This is a genomic window from Micromonospora sp. NPDC005686, from assembly GCF_042871665.1.
In the GTDB taxonomy this organism is placed as follows: domain Bacteria; phylum Actinomycetota; class Actinomycetes; order Mycobacteriales; family Micromonosporaceae; genus Micromonospora.
The window spans coordinates 80,092-98,798 of sequence record NZ_JBIAIY010000004.1 but is presented as its reverse complement, the minus strand read 5'-3'; the positions used below and the strand labels follow the sequence as shown (position 1 = coordinate 98,798).

Sequence of the window (18,707 nt, the reverse complement as noted above, 5' to 3'; positions counted from 1 at the left end):
TCTGCGCCGAGGACCGTCCCGGTCGGCTCTGCCCGGCGCAGAATCGCTGGACTTCGCGGTAGTCCGGCATGAGGCTCGGACAATGCCTGATCGTGTCGCCGTGCTCTCCGACATCCACGGTGTGCTGCCCGCCCTGGACGCCGTCCTGGCCGAGCCGGACGTGGCCGCCGCCGACCTGATCGTCCTCACCGGCGACCTGGCGGCCGGTCCGCAGCCGGTCGAGGTGCTGGACCGGCTGGCCGCGCTCGGCGACCGGGCGTGCTGGGTCGGCGGGAACGCCGACCGCGAGCTGGTGCAGGCGCGGGCCGGCCGGCCGTCCCCGATCGCCGTCTCGAACTGGGCCGCCGGGCAGCTGCGCGACGACCAGGTGGCCCGGCTGGCCGCGCTGCCGCCGTCCGTCACGGTGCCGGTCACCGGGCTGGGCGAGGTGCTGTTCTGCCACGCGACCCCGCGCGACGACGAGGAGGTCGTGCTCGTCGACTCGCGGCTCGACCGCTGGGCCGAGGTCTTCGCCGGCCTGCCGGCCGAGGTCGGCACGGTGGTCTGCGGGCACACGCACATGCCGTTCACCCGGTTGGTCGACCGCCGCCTGGTGGTCAACCCGGGCAGCGTCGGCATGCCGTACGGGGGCGCGGGCGCCTGGTGGGCGCTGCTCGGCCCGGGCGTGCAGCTGCGCCGGACCCGCTTCGACGTGGACGCCGCGTGCGCCGCCGTCGCCGCCGGGTCGGCGTTTCCGGACGCCGCGGCCTGGGCCGACGAGTACGTCCGCTCCCGCCACTCCGACGCCGACGCCCTGACCGTCTTCGCTCCACGGGACGGCCGTTGACCCGAGCCCTCCGGGGGGGGGATCCACCGTCCAGTCTGGAGCGGGGCATCGCCATCCGCGACGCTGGGATAGCGTGAGGTGATGGACCGGCGGTATCGGATCCTCCTCGTCTCAAGCAGCGGCGGCGTCCTGCTCGACCTGCTCGCGCTCCGCCCGTGGTGGGAGCGGCACGACCCGGTGTGGGTGGCGGTCCGCGCCCCCGACACCGAGGTGGCGCTGACCGGGCAGCGGGTGCACTGGCAGCCCGAGCTGTCCACGCGCACCCGGTGGCGGGTGCTGCCGGCGGCCTGGCGGGCCCTGCGACTGCTGCGCCGGGAGCGACCCGACGTGGTGGTCTCGGCCGGCACCGGCGTGGCCGTCGGCGTCTTCCTCGCCGCCCGCCTGCTCGGGGTGCCGTCGCTGTGGCTGGAGACGTTCAACATGACCGGGCCCGCCGGAGCCGCCGCCCGGCTCTGCTCCCGCCTCGCCGCCGCCGTGCTGGTGCAGCGTCCCGCCCTGCTGGCGTCCCGGCCCCGCGCGGTCCTCATCGGAGAGCTCTACTAGCCATGGCCCGACTCCTGGTCACCGTCGGCATGGGTCCATGGCCGTTCGACCGCCTGATCAGGGCTGTCGCGCCGCTGTGTGCCGCGCACGAGGTGTTCGTCCAGACCGGCACGTCGGCGGTGGCCCCGCCGTGTCCGCACGCCCCGTTCCTGCCCCTGGACGACCTGCGGAGGCGGCTGGCCGAGGCCGACGTGGTGATCACCCATGCCGGGAACACGGTGCGGCTGGTCCAGCGGCTCGGCCGGGTGCCGGTCGCGGTGGCCCGGGAGGCGGCACGGGGCGAGATGGGCAACGACCACCAGGTCGACTACCTGCGCGAGGAGGAACGCTCGGGCCGGGTGGTAGCGGTGTGGGACGTGGCCGAGCTGCCGGCCGTGGTGGCCGCGCACCCGCAGCGGCAACACCTGTTGCTCGCGGAACGCCCGTTGCCGGGCCCGGTCGACGGCGAACGCCTGGCCGCCACCCTGGACGCGCTCTGCGCCCGGCTGGTCCGATGAGCCGGGCCGACGAGGCGACGCGCCGGGCGGGTGCTGTCCAACCGTTCGCCGCCCACCCGCTGCGTCGGTACGCGTTCGCCTGGGCAGCGCTGTCCGGCCGCACCGGCCGGCACCTCGACCTGGGCTGCGGCACCGGAGACTTCCTCGCCGTGCTGCACGAACACGGCACCCTGACCTGCGAGGGCGCCGACCCGCACCCGGGTTACCTCGCCGAGCTGGCGGCCCGCCACCCGGATCTGCCGCTGTACCGGCTCGGGGTCGGCGAGCCGCTGCCGTTCGCCGACCGCCGCTTCGACTCGCTGAGCCTGCTCGACGTGCTGGAACACGTCCCCGACGAGATCGCGTTGCTGACCGAGGCCCACCGGGTGCTCACCCCCGGTGGGCTGCTGGTGCTCACCGTGCCCCGCCGGCACGTCTTCACCTTCCTCGATCCCGACAACGCCAAGTTCGACTTCCCCCGGCTGCACCGCCGGATCTACTCGTGGCGGTTCGGGTCCCAGGTGTGGCACAGCCGGTTCGCCGACCTCTCCGACAACCTGCGCGGCGACATGTCGGTCGGCCGGGACCGGCACACCAACTACCGCAGTGAAGACCTGCTCCGGCTGCTGCGCGCGACGGGTTTCACCCCGACCACGGTGACCGGCGCCAACCTCTTCTGGCGGTGGTTGCAGATCCCGGCGCTGCTCACCGGCGGCCCGGTGCGCCGACTGCTGGAGCGCGGCATCCATCTCGACGGCCGGCTGTTCCGCTCGGCCAACCTCTTCGTCATCGCCCGGAGACTGCCGTGACCGTCGCCGACACCGCCCGCCTCGCCTGGTTCTTCGGCCGGCTCGCCGTCAAGGAACGGATCGCGCCCCGGCTGCACGTACGGCCGCTGGTCGCCGAGCTGTTCCTCACCGACAACTGCAACCTGCGCTGCACGAGCTGCGGCTGCTGGACCACGAACACCAAGGGTGAACTTTCCACCGACGAGTGGCGCGACGTCCTGCGTCAGCTCGTCGCGCTGCGCATCCACAAGGTGAACTTCACCGGCGGCGAGCCGCTGATCCGGCCGGACGCGCTGACCCTGATGGCGTACGCCCGCGAGGTGGGCGTACGCCACCTGCATCTGAACACGAACGGCGTCCGCCTCACCCCGCCCGTTCTGGACGAGGTGCTCGCCGCGGGCGTACGCAGCTTCAACGTCTCCGTCGACGGCCCGACGGCGTTGGTGCACGACCGCATCCGCGGGCGACTCGGCGCGTTCGAGACGACGACCCGGCACCTGCGGAACCTGATCGCCGCCCGTGACCGGCTCGGTCTGAAGGTACGGATGAACTTCACCGTGATGCGGGACAACGTGGACAGCCTGCCCGGCATCGCGGCGTTGGCCCAGGAGCTGGGCGTGACGCTCTATCTCAACCTGGTCACCGACCGGACGTTCCTGTTCCGCACCGACGCGGTCACCACCCAGACCGATGTGGAAGGCGACCGGCTCGACGCGGCGCTGGCCGAGCTGGAGACGATGGCCCGGGCCGACCGGCGGTGGTTGCCACGTTATTCGGAGCTGCGTTACCTGCGTGGGCACTTCGACGACCTCGTCCAGCGCGACCTGCCGTGCGCCGAGTCGCAGCTCAAGTTGATGGTGCACTCCCGGGGGGAGATCGGCGGCTGCTGGGCGCACGACCCGACCGCCTCGGTCCGGCAGCGCCCGATCGCCGAGATCGTCGACGCGCCGGAATACCGTGCCGAGCACGCGCGGCTGTTCCGCAAGGAGTGTGTCGGCTGCGGCAGCAACTACAGCCTCAACCTGCGCTGGCGACCGGGCACCTACCTGGCCGACCGGCAGTGGCTGCGAGGGCGGCGCAGTCTTGTCTGAGCCGATGCGCCCGAGCCAGCCGCTGTACGACGCGCTGGCGCCCGGCTACGAGGAGCATTTCGCGGTGCCGCACCGGCGTGCCTACGACGACCTGGCGTGGGAGCGCGTCCGGGCGCTGCTGCCGCCGGGCGCTCCGGTGGTGGACGCCGGTTGCGGCGTGGGCCGGTGGGCGCGGCGGCTGCTCGACCTCGGCCATCCGGTGACCGGCGTCGAACAGGCGCCGGGGATGGTGGCCGAGCTGCGCCGGCATCCGCCCGGTTCCGGCTTCACCCTGGTCGAGGGGTCGATGACGGAGGTGACGCTGCCGGCTACGGCCGGCGCGGTGCTGGCGATGGGCTCCCTGCAGTACACAGCCGACCCCGAGCGGACGGTCCGGCACCTGGCCGGGTGGCTGCGTCCGGGCGGGGTGCTGGCCGTGCTTGTCGACTCGCTGGTGGGCCTGGTCCTCGAACTGGTCGGCGCGGGCCGGGACGACGAGGCGGTGGACCGGCTGACCCGCCGGCGGGGTGTGTGGCGCGCCGAGGGGCACGCCGCCGACCTGCACCTGCTGGACCGGGCCCGGCTGGAGGCCGCGTTCCGCGCCGCCGGCCTGGTGGACGTCCACAGCGCCGGGCTGCTGGTCAGCGCCGCTTCGGTGGGGCGGGCCGGGTTGACCGCACGGCTGGCCACCGACCGGGACGCGCTGCTGGCGCTGGAGCGACGGCTGGGCGACGACCCGGTTCTCGCCGACGCCGGCAAGCAACTCCTGGTGACCGGCCGCCGCGTTCCGGGTTGACCGCCCGCCCCGGTTCAGTCCAGGCAGCGGCGGAGCGCCGCGACGACCCGTTCCGCCTGTTCCACAGTGAGTTCCGAGGACATCGGCAGGGCCAGCGCCTCAGCGTCCAGCCGTTCGGTCACCGGTAGGCGCTCACCGCCGCCGAGCGGACCGCCGTGCACGGCCGCGAAGTAGGGCTTGGTCTGCACACCGAGGGCGGCCAGCCGCGTCGCCACGCGGTCGCGCCGGGCGAAGCGGGCCACCCAGTGCACCCAGCAGTGCCGGTCCCCGGCGCGTACCTGCTGGACCTCCACGGGCAGGGCGGCCGCGGCGGCGGCGTAGACCTCGGCCACCTCGGTCCGGCACCGGACCAGCGTGTCCAGCTCCGCGAGCTGGTCGACCGCGACGATGGCGTGCAGTTCGTTCATCAGCTCGGAGCGGGTCCAGCCGGCCGGTGCGGCGAGGACCGCCTCGGCGGCGTCGGTGGGCAGCACCAGCGCGCCGCCGGCGCCACCGGCCGACACGACCTTGGCAAAGCTCATCGAGTACGAGTGCGACAACGCCTGCTGTGCCACCGGTCGCCCCTGGTGCAGGCTGCCGAGGGCGGCGGCGGAGTCGGCCAGCAGGGTCACCCCGGCGGGGTCGCAGACCGCCCGCAGGGCCGGATAGTCGCACGGGTTGCCGAAGGTGTCGACGCAGAGCACCAGCCGTACGCCGCCCCGGGCGATCGCGGCGGCGACAGCCACGGGGTCGATCGTCCAGGTCGCGGCGTCCACGTCGACGAGGCGCAGCGTGTATCCGAGTTGGACCAGGATCTCGGCGGTCGCCGGGAAGGTGTAGGACGGCAGCACCGCCACGTCGCCGGGGCGGGCCGGGCCGACGGTGGCGGCCACCATGATCCGCAGGGCGGCGGTCCCCGAGGCGGTGACCAGCACCCGGTGGTCGTCGTCGAGTTGCAGCTCCTTGCCGAGGCGTTCGGTCAGCTCGCGCGTCCACCGGTTGCCGTGCTTGACCTCCCCGCTGACGAGCGCCTCCTGCTGGCGGGCGACGACCGTCTCGGGGTGGGCCGGCGGGGGTGGCACGACGACCGGCAGCGGCGGCCGGAACAGGGGTGTCGGGTCGTCGTCGACCTCGGCCACCAGCTTCGCCAGGGCCGGGCGGAGCGGCTCGACCCGGTGGCCGGCGGCGGTCAGCTTGTCGGTGACCACCAGGCCGGAGCTGTCCGACGCCGGGCGCGGCATGGCCAGCAGCGGTGCCGACGAACCGCACAGGTCCCGGATCCAGGTGGCGAGGTCGGTCAGTGGCACCGGTTCCCCGCCCACGTTCCATGTGCCGGGGCCGATCCCGCGTAGGAGGATCCGGGCGAGGGCGCCGGCGGGCAGGAAGCTGCGTACGGTGTCCGCGGTGACCGGCAGCGGCAGTCCCTGGCGGGCTCGGCGGACCAGTCGGGTGGCCACCCGGTGTTGGCCCGCGCCGAAGACGTTCGCGAGCCGGAGCACGGTCAGCCGGTCGGGCGGGACCGCGTCCGCGACGAGTCGTTCCTGCGCGAGCTTCGCCATCGCGTACGTCCACCGGAGGGTGGGGTCGGCGTCGGCCATCGCCCGGGCCAGTGGCGCGGCCCGCCACGGCGGGCAGGGTTCCCGGGCCAGGTCGCGCACGCGGGCGCACCAGCGGTCGAGTTCCCCGGCGGACCACGGCAGGTCGGGCGTGGTGTCCTCGGTGAGCGGGCCGGACGCGGCGCCGTAGACCTCGACGGATGAGGTGAGCACCACCTGGCGTCCGGCCAGGCGGGGCAGGAGCCGGGCGGTGCTGACGGCGTTGTCCAGCGGCAGTGTCCAGGGGTGGCGGGGCCGGGGGTGGCTCGCGCCGAGCAGCACCACGACGATGCCGGGCGGCAATTCGGGTGGGTCGGCGGTGAGCAGGTCCGCCCTGATCCAGTCGAGGCCGGCGGCGGTGTTCGCCTCGGCGGGCGGATGACGGTCCACGGTGGTGACCCGCGCGCCGACGGCCAGCAGCGCCCCGGCGGTAGCCGTGCCCAGGAAACCTGCCCCACCGACGAGCACAAATTCATTCATGTTGTGCCTCCCCGTGATCCAGCACGATATCGCGGACGGCCGCGCGGAGGTGTCGGATAGCGGTCCGGGGTCGACGTCGGCGCGTCAGAAAAAGTCAGGCTTGACTGTTTGTTTTGGGCGGGGCAGGCTGTCTGCGTGTCGAGTCGAGTTCCGCAGCAGGAACGCAGCCGGGCCACCCAGGCCCGCCTGCTGGAGGCGACTGTCGAATGCCTGGTGGAGCACGGCTGGTCCGGCACCACGACGACTGTGGTGGCGGCCCGCGCCGGCGTCTCCCGGGGCGCCCAGCTGCACCACTACCCCACCAAGGCCGCGCTGGTGACCGCCGCCGTCACGCACCTGACCGAGCGCCGGGCGGCCGAGCTGCGCGCCGAGGCGGCGGTCCTGCCGTCCGGACCGCAGCGGCTCGACGGAGTGGTGGACCTGCTCGCCGCCTCCTTCACCGGCCCGCTGTTCGCTGCCGCGCTGGAGCTGTGGGTGGCTGCCCGCACCGACGCCGAGCTGCGCGCCGCGCTGGTGCCGCTGGAGGCGCGGATCGGCCGGGAGATGTACCGGCTCACCGTCGAGCTGCTCGGCGTGGACGAGCGCAGGCCCGGGGTGCGCGAGTCGGTGCAGGCCACCCTCGACCTGCTTCGCGGCCTCGGCGTGGCAAACCTGCTCAGCGACGACTCACCCCGCCGCGCCGCCCTGCTGCACACCTGGAAACGCCAGCTCGCCGCGCTGCTCAACCCCGAGAGCCAGCGGCCCTGATCACCTGACGCCCCACCCCGCCCGGAGGCACAATGGTCGACCTGACAGCCCTGCTCGCGGACCTGGCCGCCGAGTCCGAACAGCTCGACGCGCTCGTCGCGGAACTGCCGCCGCAGGGATGGGAGCAGCCGACACCGGCCCCGGGCTGGACCGTCGCGCACCAGATCGCGCACCTGGCCTGGACCGACCACGTCGCCTACCTGGCGGCCACCGATGAGTCGGCGTTCTTCGCCTCGGTCATGGCCGCGCCGGACCCGTCGCGTCTGGTCGAGGACGGCGCCGAGTCCTTCCTCGCCCCGGCGCCCGCGCTGCTGGCCCGCTGGCGTGCCGGCCGGTCGGCGCTCGCCGGAGCGCTCGCCGCCGTCCCGGCCGGGCAGAAGATCCCCTGGTACGGCACCAGCATGTCGCCGACGTCGATGGCGACCGCCCGGCTGATGGAGACGTGGGCGCACGGCGAGGACGTGGCCGACGCGCTGGGTGTCGTCCGCACCCCGACCGGGCGGCTCCGGCACATCGCGCACCTCGGCTTCCGTACCCTCGGGCACGGCTTCGCAGCCCACGGCCGCGAGGTGCCCACGGCGCCGGTGCGGGTCGAGCTGACCGCCCCCACGGGCGGTGACGTGTGGGAGTTCGGGCCCGCCGACGCGGCCGACCGGGTGACCGGCCCGGCGCTCGACTTCTGCCTGCTCGTCACGCAGCGCCGGCACCGCGCGGACCTGGCCCTGTCGGCCACCGGGCCGGTGGCCGGCGAGTGGCTGGACGTGGCCCAGGCGTTCGCCGGCCCGCCCGGCGGCAAGCGGGAGTCCGTGAACCGCGAGGCGGCCCCGTGAGCGCGCTGCGGATCGGGAACGCGTCCGGCTTCTACGGCGACCGCCTCGCCGCCTGGCGGGAGATGCTCGACGGCGGCGAGCTGGACGTGCTGACCGGCGACTACCTGGCCGAGCTGACCATGCTCATCCTCGGCCGCGACCGGATGCGCGACCCGTCGCTCGGCTACGCCAAGACGTTCCTGCGTCAACTGGAGGACGTGCTCGGCACCGCGCTGGAGCGCGGCGTCACGCTCGTCACCAACGCGGGCGGCCTCAACCCGGCCGGGCTGGCCGACGCGATCCGGTCGCTCGGCGACCGGCTCAGCCTCCAGGTCCGGGTCGGGTACGTCGACGGTGACGCGATCCAGCGGCCGGACGCGCTGACCGCGAACGCCTACCTGGGCGCGTTCGGGATCGCGGCCTGCCTCGACGCGGGCGCGGACGTGGTGGTGACCGGACGGGTCACCGACGCCTCACTGGCGGTCGGCCCGGCGATCGCCCGCTTCGGGTGGACCCGCGACGACGTGGACGCACTGGCCGGTGCGACGGTGGCCGGGCACCTGATCGAGTGCGGCGCGCAGGTCACCGGCGGCAACTTCAGCTTCTTCACCGAGCTGCCGGACGGCGGGCACCGGCCCGGCTTCCCGATCGCCGAGCTGCACCCGGACGGCTCGTCGGTGCTCACCAAGCACCAGGGCACCGGCGGCGCGGTGACAGTCGAGACGGTCACCGCCCAACTGTTGTACGAGGTGGGCGGGCCGGACTACCTCGGGCCGGACGTGGTGACCCGGCTGGACACGGTACGGCTGGAGCAGGAGGGCCCGGACCGGGTGCGCGTGTCCGGGGTACGCGGCACGCCGCCGCCGGACACCCTCAAGGTGGGCGTCAACAACCTGGGCGGTTTCCGCAACTCGATGACGTTCGTGCTGTGCGGGCTGGACATCCCGGCCAAGGCGGCGCTGGTCCGGGGCCAGATCGAGGAGTCGGTCGGCACGGAAGGACTGGAGTTCACGCTGGCCCGCACCGACCACCCGGACACCGGCGACACCGAGGCGGCGAGCGCGCTGCTGCACGTACACATGCGGGACTGGGACAAGTCGCGGGCCGGGCGGGCGTTCTCGGCGGCCGCGGTGGAGCTGGCGCTGGCCTCCTACCCGGGCTGCACGCTCACCACGCTGCCCGGCGACGCGACGCCGTACGGCGTGTTCACCGCCGACACGATCGCGCAGGACGCTGTCGAGCACGTCGCGGTGCTTCCGTCCGGCGAGCGGGTGACGATCCCGCCGCCGGCCGTCACGGGGACGCCGGCCGGGGCGCCGGCGCGAGCGACCGATGCCGTACCGGCTCCGGCCGCCACCCGGCGCGGGCCGCTGGGTGAGCTGGTCGGCGCGCGGTCGGGCGACAAGGGCGGCGACGCGAACCTGGGCGTCTGGGCACGTACCGACGCGACCTGGCCCTGGCTGCGCGACTGGCTCACCGTGGAGCGGCTGGCCGAGCTGCTGCCGGAGACCGCCGCGCTCACCGTCGAGCGGTACGAGCTGCCGAACCTGCGTGCTGTCAACTTCGTGATCCGCGGGCTGCTCGGTCAGGGCGTGGCCGCCTCCACCCGGTTCGACCCCCAGGCCAAGGCCCTCGGGGAGCTGCTGCGCTCCCGGGTGGTCGATCTACCGACGGAGGCACCCGCATGACCATCGCGGACACGCCGGAACGCCGGCAACTGCGCGAGCTGACCCGCTCGTTCGTCACCCGGGAGGTGCTGCCGCATCTGTCCGACTGGGAGCGGGCGGGCGAGGTGCCCCGGTCGCTGCACGAGACTGCCGCGAAGATCGGCCTGCTCGGCATCGGCTTCCCGGAGTCGGTCGGCGGCAGCGGCGGCGACCTGCTCGACTCGATGGTGGTCACCGAGGAGATCATCCGCTCGGGTGGATCGTCGGGGCTGGTCGCCGCGCTGTTCACGCACGGCATCGCGCTGCCGCACATGGTGGGGACCCAGGACGAGAGGCTGATCGACAGGTACGTGCGGCCCGCGCTGGCCGGGACGATGATCGGCGCGCTGGCGATCACCGAGCCGGACGGCGGCTCCGACGTGGCGGGTATCCGCACCTGCGCGGTACGCGACGGTGACCACTACGTCGTCAACGGGTCCAAGACGTACATCACCAGCGGGGTCCGCGCCGACTTCGTCACCACGGCGGTCTGCACCGACTTCCCCGGGTCCGGCTCGGTCAGCCTGCTCGTGATCGACAAGGGCACGCCCGGGTTCACTGTGGGCCGGCGGCTGGAGAAGCTGGGCTGGCACTGCTCGGACACCGCCGAGCTGTCCTTCGTGGACGTGCGGGTGCCGGTGACGAACCGGGTCGGCCCGGAGGACACCGGGTTCCTCGCCATCATGCAGCAGTTCGCCAACGAGCGGCTGTCGCTCGCCACCCAGGCGTACGCGACCGCGCAGCGCTGCGTCGACCTGGCGCTGCAGTGGTGCCGGGACCGCCAGACGTTCGGCCGTCCGCTCGTCGGGCGACAGGTCGTCCGGCACAAACTGGCCGAGATGCACTCCCGCACCGAGGCGGCGCGGGCGTACGTGCACGAGGTCGCCGCACGGGTGGCCGCCGGGCAGCCGGTGGTGACCGAGGTGGCGATCGCGAAGAACGTGGCGGTGTCCGCGTGCGACTTCGTGGTCGACGCCGCACTGCAACTGCACGGCGGCTTCGGCTACATGCGCGACGCCGAGGTGGAGCGGCACTACCGGGACGCCCGTCTGCTCGGCATCGGCGGCGGCACCACCGAGATCATGAACGAGATCATCTCGAAGGGAATGGGTCTGTGAGCACGACTGTCCTGCAGAGCACGATCGACCCGTCCGCGCCCGCCTTCACCGCCAACCGGGAGGCGCTGCTGGAGCGCCTGGCCGAACTGGAGGCGGCGCTCGACCAGGCCCGGGGCGGTGGCGGCGAGAAGTACGTGACCCGACATCACGGTCGCGGCAAGCTGCTGCCCCGGGAGCGCATCGAGCTGCTGCTCGACCCGGACAGCCCGTTCCTGGAGCTGTCGTCGGTGGCCGCGTTCGGCACCGACTTCCCGGTCGGCGCCAGCACCGTGGTCGGCATCGGCGTGGTCGAGGGCGTCGAGTGCCTGATCGTGGCGAACGACCCGACGGTACGCGGCGGCGCGATCAACCCGTGGTCGCTGGCGAAGACCCGGCGAGCGGGTGAGATCGCGGCGGCCAACCGGCTGCCGATGGTGAACCTGGTCGAGTCGGCCGGCGCGGACCTGCCCACCCAGGCGGAGATCTTCATTCCCGGCGGCCGGGTGTTCCGTGACCTGACCCGGCTGTCCGCCCAGCGGATCCCGACCGTGAGCGTGGTCTTCGGCAACGCCACCGCCGGTGGCGCGTACGTGCCGGGCATGTCGGACTTCACCATCATGATCCGCGACCGTTCGCAGGTCTACCTGGCCGGGCCACCGCTGGTGAAGATGGCCACCGGCGAGATCACCGACGACGAGTCGCTCGGCGGCGCGGCGATGCACGCCACCACGTCCGGCCTGGCCGACTTCCTCGCCGAGGACGAGCGCGACGGCATCCGGCTGGCCCGGCAGTGCGTCCGCCGGCTGAACTGGCGCAAGCACGGCCCGCCGCCGCGCAACCCGCACCCGCTGCCACCCCGGTACGACCCGGAGGAGCTGCTCGGCATCGCCAGCGCCGACCTGAAGGTGCCGTTCGACCCGCGCGAGGTGCTGGCCCGGGTGCTCGACGACAGCGCGTTCGACGAGTTCAAGCCCGGCTACGGCACGGCGCTCGTCACCGGCTGGGGGGAGCTGCACGGCTACCCGGTCGGTGTGCTGGCGAACGCCCGGGGCGTGCTGTTCAGCGAGGAGGCGCAGAAGGCGGCCCAGTTCATCCAGCTCGCCAACGCGGCGGACACGCCGCTGGTCTTCCTGCAGAACACCACCGGCTACATGGTCGGCACCGAGTACGAGCAGCGCGGCATCATCAAGCACGGCGCCATGATGGTCAACGCGGTGTCGAACTCGAAGGTGCCGCACCTGACCGTCAACCTGGGCGCCTCCTACGGCGCCGGCAACTACGGCATGTGCGGCCGGGCGTACGACCCCCGGTTCCTGTTCACCTGGCCGAACGCGAAGTCGGCGGTGATGGGCCCGGCGCAGCTCGCCGGCGTGCTGTCCATCGTGGCCCGGCAGGCCGCCGCGGCCCGGGGCCGCGAGTACGACGAGGACACCGACGCCGCCATGCGGATGATGGTCGAGCAGCAGATCGAGTCGCAGTCCGGCGCGCTGTTCCTGTCCGGGCGGCTCTACGACGACGGGGTGATCGACCCCCGGGACACGCGCACCGTCCTCGGGCTGTGCCTGTCGGCGATCCACAACGGACCGGTGAAGGGCGCCGACGGTTTCGGCGTCTTCCGGATGTGACCTGTGAGCGCGAGGAACGCAGCGAAGCGGAGTCCCGCAGTCGCGAACGAAAGGCAGGCAACCGTGAGCGCGAGGAACGCAGCGAAGCGGAGTCCCGCAGTCGCGAACGAAAGGCAGGCTCAGCGCGGATGATCAACAAACTTCTGGTTGCGAACCGGGGCGAGATCGCCCGCCGGGTCTTCGCCACCTGCCGCGCCCTCGGCGTGGCCACCGTCGCCGTGCACTCCGACGCGGACGCCGACGCGCCGTTCGTGGCCGACGCCGACCAGGCCGTCCGGCTGCCGGGTAACACGCCGGCCGAGACGTACCTGCGTATCGACGCCATCCTGGACGCGGCCCGGCGCTCCGGCGCGGACGCGGTCCACCCCGGCTACGGGTTCCTGGCCGAGAACGCCGAGTTCGCGGCGGCGGTGACCGACGCGGGCCTGACCTGGGTCGGTCCGTCGGCCAAGGCGATCGCCGCGATGGGCGACAAGATGGCCGCCAAGGCGCTGCTCGCCGACGCGGGCGTGCCGATGCTGCCCACCTGGACCGACCCGGCCGAGGTCACCGCCTTCCCGGTGCTGGTCAAGGCCTCCGCCGGTGGCGGTGGCCGGGGGATGCGGATCGTCCGCGACGCCGCCGGGCTGGCCGAGGCCGTCGCGGGCGCGCGCCGCGAGGCGGCGGCGGCGTTCGGCGACGGCACGGTCTTCATCGAGCGGTACGTGGAACGCGGCCGGCACGTCGAGGTACAGATCTTCGGCGACACCCACGGCACCGTCGTGGCTCTGGGGGTACGCGACTGCTCGATCCAGCGCCGCCACCAGAAGATCGTCGAGGAGGCGCCCGGTGTGCTGCCCGACGACGTGCGCGCCGCGCTGCACGAGGCGGCGGTGGCGGCCGGGCGGGCTGTCGACTACGTCGGCGCGGGAACCGTGGAGTTCCTGCTCGCGCCGGACGGTCAGGTGCACTTCCTGGAGATGAACACCCGCCTCCAGGTGGAACACCCGGTCACCGAGCTGACCACCGGGCTGGACCTGGTCCGGCTGCAACTGCTCGTCGCCGAGGGCGAGCCGCTGCCGGTCACCGCCACGCCGCCGGCTGACGGTCACGCCATCGAGGTACGGCTGTGCGCCGAGGACCCGGCCCAGGGTTTCCGTCCGGCCACCGGGACGCTGCACCGGTTCGCGATCCCCGGGGTGACCGCCGAGTTCGGCCCGGCCCGTGGGCTGCGCCTCGACTCCGGGGTGGTGGACGGCTCGACGGTGAGCGTGCACTACGACTCGATGCTGGCGAAGCTCGTCGCCTGGGCGCCCACCCGCACCGAGGCGGCCCGGGCGCTCGCGGGCGCGCTCGCCCGCGCCGAGTTGCACGGGGTGGCCACCAACCGGGACCTGCTGGTACGCGTACTGCGCAGCCCGGAGTTCGCCGCCGTGGACGTGGACACCGGATTCCTGGACCGGCACCCGGAGGTGTTCGAGCCGCTGCTGCCGGCCGAGCAGCTTCCGGTGGCGGCGCTGGCCGCCGCACTTGCCGGGGCCGCCGCGCGCCGGGCCGCCGCCCCGGTGCTGGCCGGTCTGCCGTCGGGCTGGCGCAACGTGCCGTCCGTCCCGCAGGTCACCCGGTTCACCGTCGGCGACGGCGAGGAGATCGAGGTCCGCTACCGGCTGGACCGCGCCGGCCGCCTCGCCGAGTGGGGAGGGAAGGGCCCCTTCGCAACGGATCCGGCAGAGGAAGGGACCCCTGTCGACAGCGAGCAACCGCGGGTGGAGCTGGTGACCGCCGCCCCGGACCGGGTGGTGCTCGACGTGGACGGGGTACGGCGGGCTTTCCGCGTACACCGGGCGGGGTCGTCGGTCTTCGTGGACGGCCCGGACGGGGCGGCGAGCCTCACCGAGCTGCCCCGCCTGCCCCTGCCCACCGCGGAGCTGGCGGCCGGGTCGCTGCTCGCGCCGCTGCCCGGGGCGGTGACCCGGGTGCACGTCGAGGTCGGCCAGCGGGTCGCCGCCGGTGACCTGCTGCTGACGCTGGAAGCGATGAAGCTCGAACACCCCGTGCTCGCCCCCGCTGACGGCGTGGTGACGGAGCTGCCGGTACCGGCCGGCGGCCAGGTCGAGACGGGCGCCGTACTTGCCGTGGTGGACCCCGAGGAGGACCCGCAGTGAACTTCGACCTGACCCCCGAGCAGGACCAGCTCCGCGACGCCGTACGGGCGTTGGGCCGCAAGTACGGCCACTCCTACTTCGTGTCCAAGGCGAAATCGGGGCAACACACCACCGAGCTGTGGCACGAGGCCGGCCGGCTCGGCTACCTGGGCGTGAACATCCCCACCGAGTACGGCGGCGGGGGCGGCGGCATCACCGAGCTGGCTCTGGTGTGCGAGGAACTGGCCGCGACCGGCTGCCCGCTGCTGCTGCTCGTGGTCTCCCCCGCCATCGCCGCCACGATCATCCACAAGCACGGCACGGAGGAGCAGCGCAAGAAGCACCTCCCGGGCCTCGCCGACGGCTCCCAGAAGATCGTCTTCGCGATCACCGAGCCGGACGCGGGCTCGAACTTCCACCGCCTCGCCACCGTGGCCCGCCGCGACGGCGACGACTGGGTGCTCAGCGGCCGGAAGATCTACATCTCCGGGGTGGACGAGGCCGGGCACGTGCTCGTGGTCGCCCGCACCGAGGACGCCTCCACCGGAAAGTTGAAGCCCGCCCTGTTCATCGTGCCGACCGACGCGCCCGGCCTGGAGAAGTCCAAGCTGGACATGGAGATCCTGTCGCCGGAGAACCAGTTCCTGCTCTTCCTCGACGACGTCCGGCTCCCGGCCGACGCGCTCGTCGGCGAGTCGCTGGACGCCGGGCTGCCGGCGCTGTTCGCCGGGCTCAACCCGGAGCGCATCACTGTCGCCGCGATGGGCGCCGGCACCGGCCGGTACGCGATCGAGAGGGCGTCCGACTACACGGCGACCCGCAAGGTGTGGGGCGGACGCTCGATCGGCTCGCACCAGGGCGTGTCGCACCCGCTGGCGCACGCGGCCGTTCAGGTCGAGCTGGCCCGGCTGATGATCCACAAGGCGGCGACGCTGTACGACGCGGGCCGCGACCTGGAGGCCGGCATCTCCGGCAACATGGCCAAGTACGCGGCGGGCGAGGCCGCCGCGCTCGCCGTCGACACCGCCGTCCAGGCGCTCGGCGGGGCCGGCATGACCACCGAGTACGGCGTGGCGACGCTGCTCGGCGCGGTACGCGCCGGACGGATCGCCCCGGTCAGCCGGGAGATGATCCTCAACTTCGTCGCCCAGCACGTCCTCGGCCAGGACAAGTCCTACTGACCCACCCCTCCGGTGGGTGGAACGTCATGGGTGTCTCCGGCCCGCTTCGACACCCATGACGTTCCACCCGGTCGGCCCGGCACGCCGGGCGGCGACGACCTGATCGACGCGGCGGAACTGGCCGACCTCGTCTGCACCGCTCTGTCCACCCCGGCAGCAGCTTCGCACCCAGAGGTCTACGGGCACGCTCGTGGGCCCAGACAGGGATCGATGCGGCAAACGACCAAAGGATGGGACAATTTTCCCGATCGTCGCCACCCCGCCGCTCCGAAGTGGAGCGCTGCTGACGGGAAGCCGTCTCATCCCACCGGTTGACAGGTCGACGTGCTGGGCCATGCTTGTCGGGTGAGATCGTTCCCGAAGTCCGATGCGCGGGTGAAGGCCGTCGTCGCGTCCGTGGCGACGGTGGCGGCGGTGGTGACCCTCGCCGTCTGGCGTCCGCCCGGCATCCTGTCGGTCGTGCTGGCCCTGGCGTGCGTCCTGCTCGCCATGATCGCGGGAGTGACGATCACCGCCGCCCGCCAACCCGGCGGCACCGGCGAGTCCGCTCCGCAGTCCGAGAGCTGGCCGGTCCCCCACGCCGGCTACGGAGTGGACGCCGACACGCTCGAGGCGATCGACCCACGCGCGGTACGCAACCTGCGCACCCCCGCGGGTCAGCCGATCGACGCGGACACGCTGGAGACGCTGGACCCGCGGGTGGTACGCGGCATGCGGACGACGACAGCCGTGGACGCCGACACGCTGGAGACGCTCGACCCGAGATCGGTGCGGCAGGGCCGGACCGTGAACGGGCTCAGCGACCGGTGAGCGTGGGGACGGCGAGCGCGTTGACGCCCCGGCCCGCCAGGCAGCGGTAGGTGCGGTCCGCCTCGGCCTCCGGCGGCAGCACCTCCAGGTTCCACCCGCTCGCCGACTTGCCGCCGCTGACCAGCCGGAACGTGTCGGCGTTGCACACCTTGCCGACCGCCGGGTCGGCCGCGACCGTCTCGTGCCGGGCCCCGGTCAGCGCGGCCGGCAGGTCGCCGGCGGCGTAGGTCTCCCAGGTGTGCTGGCCGTCGCACGGCACCCGGCTCGCCTCGGCCCGGTCGCGGCGCAGCCGTACCGGACCGAAGCACTCCAGCTCGTCCGCGCAGCGCGCCCCGGTGGGCAGCCGCACGTCGGCGGACGCACATCCCGGCACCGGCGCCGCCCCGGCCACACCGCTGGTGGCCGGCGTCGGCACGGCGGCCGGCGCGTGGCCGGCGGCCACCCAGCCGCCCCCGGCCGAGGCGGCGAGCGCGAGCACGCCGGCGCCGCCGAGGAACCAGCGCATGGGCCAGCGGCGGCCACGCGGCGAGGCCACCGTCGGGTGATCGTCGTCCGCGGGCGGGCGCGGGTTCGGCCCACCGCCGTGGTGGAACCGGTCGCCGTCGTACAGGCCGCCGGTCGCCGGGGCGCCGTCCAGCGGCAGGGAGGCGAGCAGGCCCCGCAGCTCGACAGCGGAAGGCCGCGCGCCCGGGTCGTTCGACATGCCCAACCGGAGTACGTCGATCAGCTCGCCGGGCACGCCGGGCAGGCCCGGGATCGGCTGCTGGAACATCTCCAGCACGGTGACCAGGCTCGGGTTGCGTTCGGAGTGCCAGCGCGGCGGACGGCCGTACATCAGCGCGTAGAGCGTGGCGCAGAGCGAGTAGACGTCCACGACGGGGGTGGGCGGGCTGTGGTTGAACGTCTCCGGCGGCGCGTACGCCGGGGTGAGCGCCTCCAGCATGACCGAGGAGTCACGGAACTCGGCGAGCACCGCCAGGCCGAAGTCGGCGAGCACCGCCGAGTTGAACTCGGAGTGCAGGATGTTCGCCGGCTTGACGTCGCGGTGCAGGACGCCCGCCGCGTGCGAGTGGGCCAGCGCGTCGGCGATCTTCACGCCGAGGTCGCGGGTCTCCGCCGGGCCCAGCGGGGAGGTGCGCATCCGCTCGGCGTACGAGCCGTCGCAGAGTTCCATGATGAGGTAGGGGTGCTGGTCGACGGTGACCCCGACGTCGAAGAGGTCGACCACGTGCGGGTGCGACGACATCCGCCCGGCGGCACGGGCCTCGCGCAGGAAGCGGGCCTGGTCGCGTTCGCTGTCGAGCGTGCGGTTCTCGACCTTGACCGCGACCTCGCGGCCCACCGAGATCTGGGTGGCCCGGTAGATGGTGGCGTAGCCGCCCCGGGCGAACACCCGCAAGTCGGTCAGACCGGGCACGATGGGCAGCCGTACGGCGCCGGGCGGGGTCTCGGTCACGGCTCGAAAATACCCAACGATCCGGGCCCGTCAGCGCGCCGCGTCGGTGGCCGGCACCGGACCCGGGGCGGAGTCGGGCGTGGCGGCGGCCCCGCGCCGGGCGTCCCACCACAGGCCGACGGCTGTCGCTACCGCGCCCAGCCCCTCCCACGCGGCGACCGCGAAGAAGCGGTCCGGCGCGACGTCGGAGAGCACCGCGATGGTGAACACGGTGAAGGTGACCAGGCGGAACCACACGGTGAACCGATAGAACGGCCGCCACTCGGTGGCGACGGCGAGCAGGTAGTAGACCCCCATGTTGAACGAGGCCATCGAGGACGCGGTGAGGAACGTGCCGGTGTAGTCGCCCGGAGCGCGCTCGGCCGGCACCTCGAAGCCGAGCAGGTGAAGCTGCGTCTCCGGCCAGATCAGACCGAGCGCGCCGAGCAGCAGCGCGAGGAGTCCGAAGACGGCGATCGTCCAGCCGGCGCCCGAGCGCGGCAGCCTCATCGTTCCTCCCCAGCGTGGTCTGCCGGTGACGCGTGCGCGCACCGGGAGGCGACAGTCGATCTACGACTGTCGCCGACCCACGCTAACCGGCTACCCGGCCGAACACATCCC

At 73.5% G+C, this 18,707-nt stretch carries 17 protein-coding genes; 14 read left to right on the top strand and 3 right to left on the bottom strand.

The annotated features are described in order from the left end of the window. Window positions 1–82: 82 nt before the first annotated feature. The 6 genes from ACFYON_RS10905 to ACFYON_RS10880 all read left to right on the top strand — a co-directional run bounded on the left by ACFYON_RS10905 (window position 83) and on the right by ACFYON_RS10880 (window position 4,499). On the top strand, window positions 83–826 hold the full coding sequence (locus tag ACFYON_RS10905) for a metallophosphoesterase family protein (RefSeq protein WP_354868979.1): 744 nt from the start codon (window positions 83–85) through the stop codon (window positions 824–826). A gap of 81 nt (window positions 827–907) precedes the next feature. After that, entirely contained in the window at window positions 908–1,369 is a 462-nt protein-coding gene (locus ACFYON_RS10900; RefSeq protein WP_354868981.1) for a glycosyltransferase, read from the top strand. 2 nt (window positions 1,370–1,371) lie between these two features. Further along, window positions 1,372–1,866 carry a hypothetical protein gene (locus ACFYON_RS10895; RefSeq protein WP_354868983.1) on the top strand — a complete coding sequence of 165 codons (495 nt, stop codon included), beginning with the start codon at window positions 1,372–1,374 and terminating at the stop codon, window positions 1,864–1,866. Then, a complete protein-coding gene (locus tag ACFYON_RS10890; RefSeq protein WP_354868985.1) occupies window positions 1,863–2,654 on the top strand; it encodes a methyltransferase domain-containing protein in 792 nt (263 codons plus the stop codon). The genes ACFYON_RS10895 and ACFYON_RS10890 overlap by 4 nt, the downstream gene beginning before the upstream one ends. Continuing rightward, a complete protein-coding gene (locus ACFYON_RS10885; RefSeq protein ID WP_354868987.1) occupies window positions 2,651–3,724 on the top strand; it encodes a radical SAM protein in 1,074 nt (357 codons plus the stop codon). Before ACFYON_RS10890 ends, ACFYON_RS10885 begins: the two co-directional genes overlap by 4 nt. A 4-nt stretch (window positions 3,725–3,728) precedes the next feature. Beyond that, window positions 3,729–4,499 (top strand): class I SAM-dependent methyltransferase, encoded by a 771-nt coding sequence (locus ACFYON_RS10880; protein WP_354868990.1) that lies wholly within the window; start codon window positions 3,729–3,731, stop codon window positions 4,497–4,499. A gap of 14 nt (window positions 4,500–4,513) precedes the next feature. On the opposite strand, the gene ACFYON_RS10875 is transcribed toward ACFYON_RS10880, so the two are convergent. Next, window positions 4,514–6,553: an aminotransferase class I/II-fold pyridoxal phosphate-dependent enzyme gene (locus tag ACFYON_RS10875; RefSeq protein ID WP_354868992.1), complete on the bottom strand. Its 2,040-nt coding sequence runs from the start codon at window positions 6,551–6,553 to the stop codon at window positions 4,514–4,516. Window positions 6,554–6,688: 135 nt separating this feature from the next. On the opposite strand from ACFYON_RS10875, the gene ACFYON_RS10870 reads away from it, so the two are divergent. From ACFYON_RS10870 to ACFYON_RS10835, 8 genes are all read left to right on the top strand, one after another. Continuing rightward, the gene (locus ACFYON_RS10870; RefSeq protein ID WP_354868995.1) at window positions 6,689–7,300 is read left to right on the top strand and encodes a TetR/AcrR family transcriptional regulator; all 612 of its coding nucleotides are present in this window, start codon (window positions 6,689–6,691) and stop codon (window positions 7,298–7,300) included. A gap of 32 nt (window positions 7,301–7,332) precedes the next feature. Continuing rightward, window positions 7,333–8,130, top strand: coding sequence for a TIGR03084 family metal-binding protein (locus tag ACFYON_RS10865; RefSeq protein ID WP_354868997.1), 798 nt, complete (start codon window positions 7,333–7,335; stop codon window positions 8,128–8,130). After that, window positions 8,127–9,797 carry an acyclic terpene utilization AtuA family protein gene (locus ACFYON_RS10860; protein ID WP_355015090.1) on the top strand — a complete coding sequence of 557 codons (1,671 nt, stop codon included), beginning with the start codon at window positions 8,127–8,129 and terminating at the stop codon, window positions 9,795–9,797. Before ACFYON_RS10865 ends, ACFYON_RS10860 begins: the two co-directional genes overlap by 4 nt. After that, the gene (locus tag ACFYON_RS10855; RefSeq protein ID WP_354869002.1) at window positions 9,794–10,933 is read left to right on the top strand and encodes an acyl-CoA dehydrogenase family protein; all 1,140 of its coding nucleotides are present in this window, start codon (window positions 9,794–9,796) and stop codon (window positions 10,931–10,933) included. The genes ACFYON_RS10860 and ACFYON_RS10855 overlap by 4 nt, the downstream gene beginning before the upstream one ends. Continuing rightward, a complete protein-coding gene (locus tag ACFYON_RS10850; protein WP_354869005.1) occupies window positions 10,930–12,537 on the top strand; it encodes a carboxyl transferase domain-containing protein in 1,608 nt (535 codons plus the stop codon). Before ACFYON_RS10855 ends, ACFYON_RS10850 begins: the two co-directional genes overlap by 4 nt. A 128-nt stretch (window positions 12,538–12,665) precedes the next feature. Next, window positions 12,666–14,681, top strand: a complete 2,016-nt coding sequence (locus ACFYON_RS10845) for a biotin carboxylase N-terminal domain-containing protein (protein ID WP_354869007.1) — start codon at window positions 12,666–12,668, stop codon at window positions 14,679–14,681. After that, complete coding sequence (locus ACFYON_RS10840) at window positions 14,678–15,841, top strand: acyl-CoA dehydrogenase (protein WP_354869010.1); 1,164 nt, start codon at window positions 14,678–14,680, stop codon at window positions 15,839–15,841. The genes ACFYON_RS10845 and ACFYON_RS10840 overlap by 4 nt, the downstream gene beginning before the upstream one ends. 345 nt (window positions 15,842–16,186) lie before the next feature. Then, on the top strand, window positions 16,187–16,651 hold the full coding sequence (locus tag ACFYON_RS10835; RefSeq protein WP_354869013.1) for a hypothetical protein: 465 nt from the start codon (window positions 16,187–16,189) through the stop codon (window positions 16,649–16,651). Here the strand turns inward: ACFYON_RS10835 and ACFYON_RS10830 are convergent. Together ACFYON_RS10830 and ACFYON_RS10825 are read right to left on the bottom strand one after the other, a co-directional pair. Beyond that, window positions 16,638–18,107, bottom strand: coding sequence for a protein kinase (locus ACFYON_RS10830; protein WP_354869015.1), 1,470 nt, complete (start codon window positions 18,105–18,107; stop codon window positions 16,638–16,640). The genes ACFYON_RS10835 and ACFYON_RS10830 overlap by 14 nt on opposite strands. 30 nt (window positions 18,108–18,137) lie before the next feature. Further along, window positions 18,138–18,596 carry a hypothetical protein gene (locus ACFYON_RS10825; RefSeq protein ID WP_354869018.1) on the bottom strand — a complete coding sequence of 153 codons (459 nt, stop codon included), beginning with the start codon at window positions 18,594–18,596 and terminating at the stop codon, window positions 18,138–18,140. Between the last annotated feature and the right edge of the window lie 111 nt (window positions 18,597–18,707).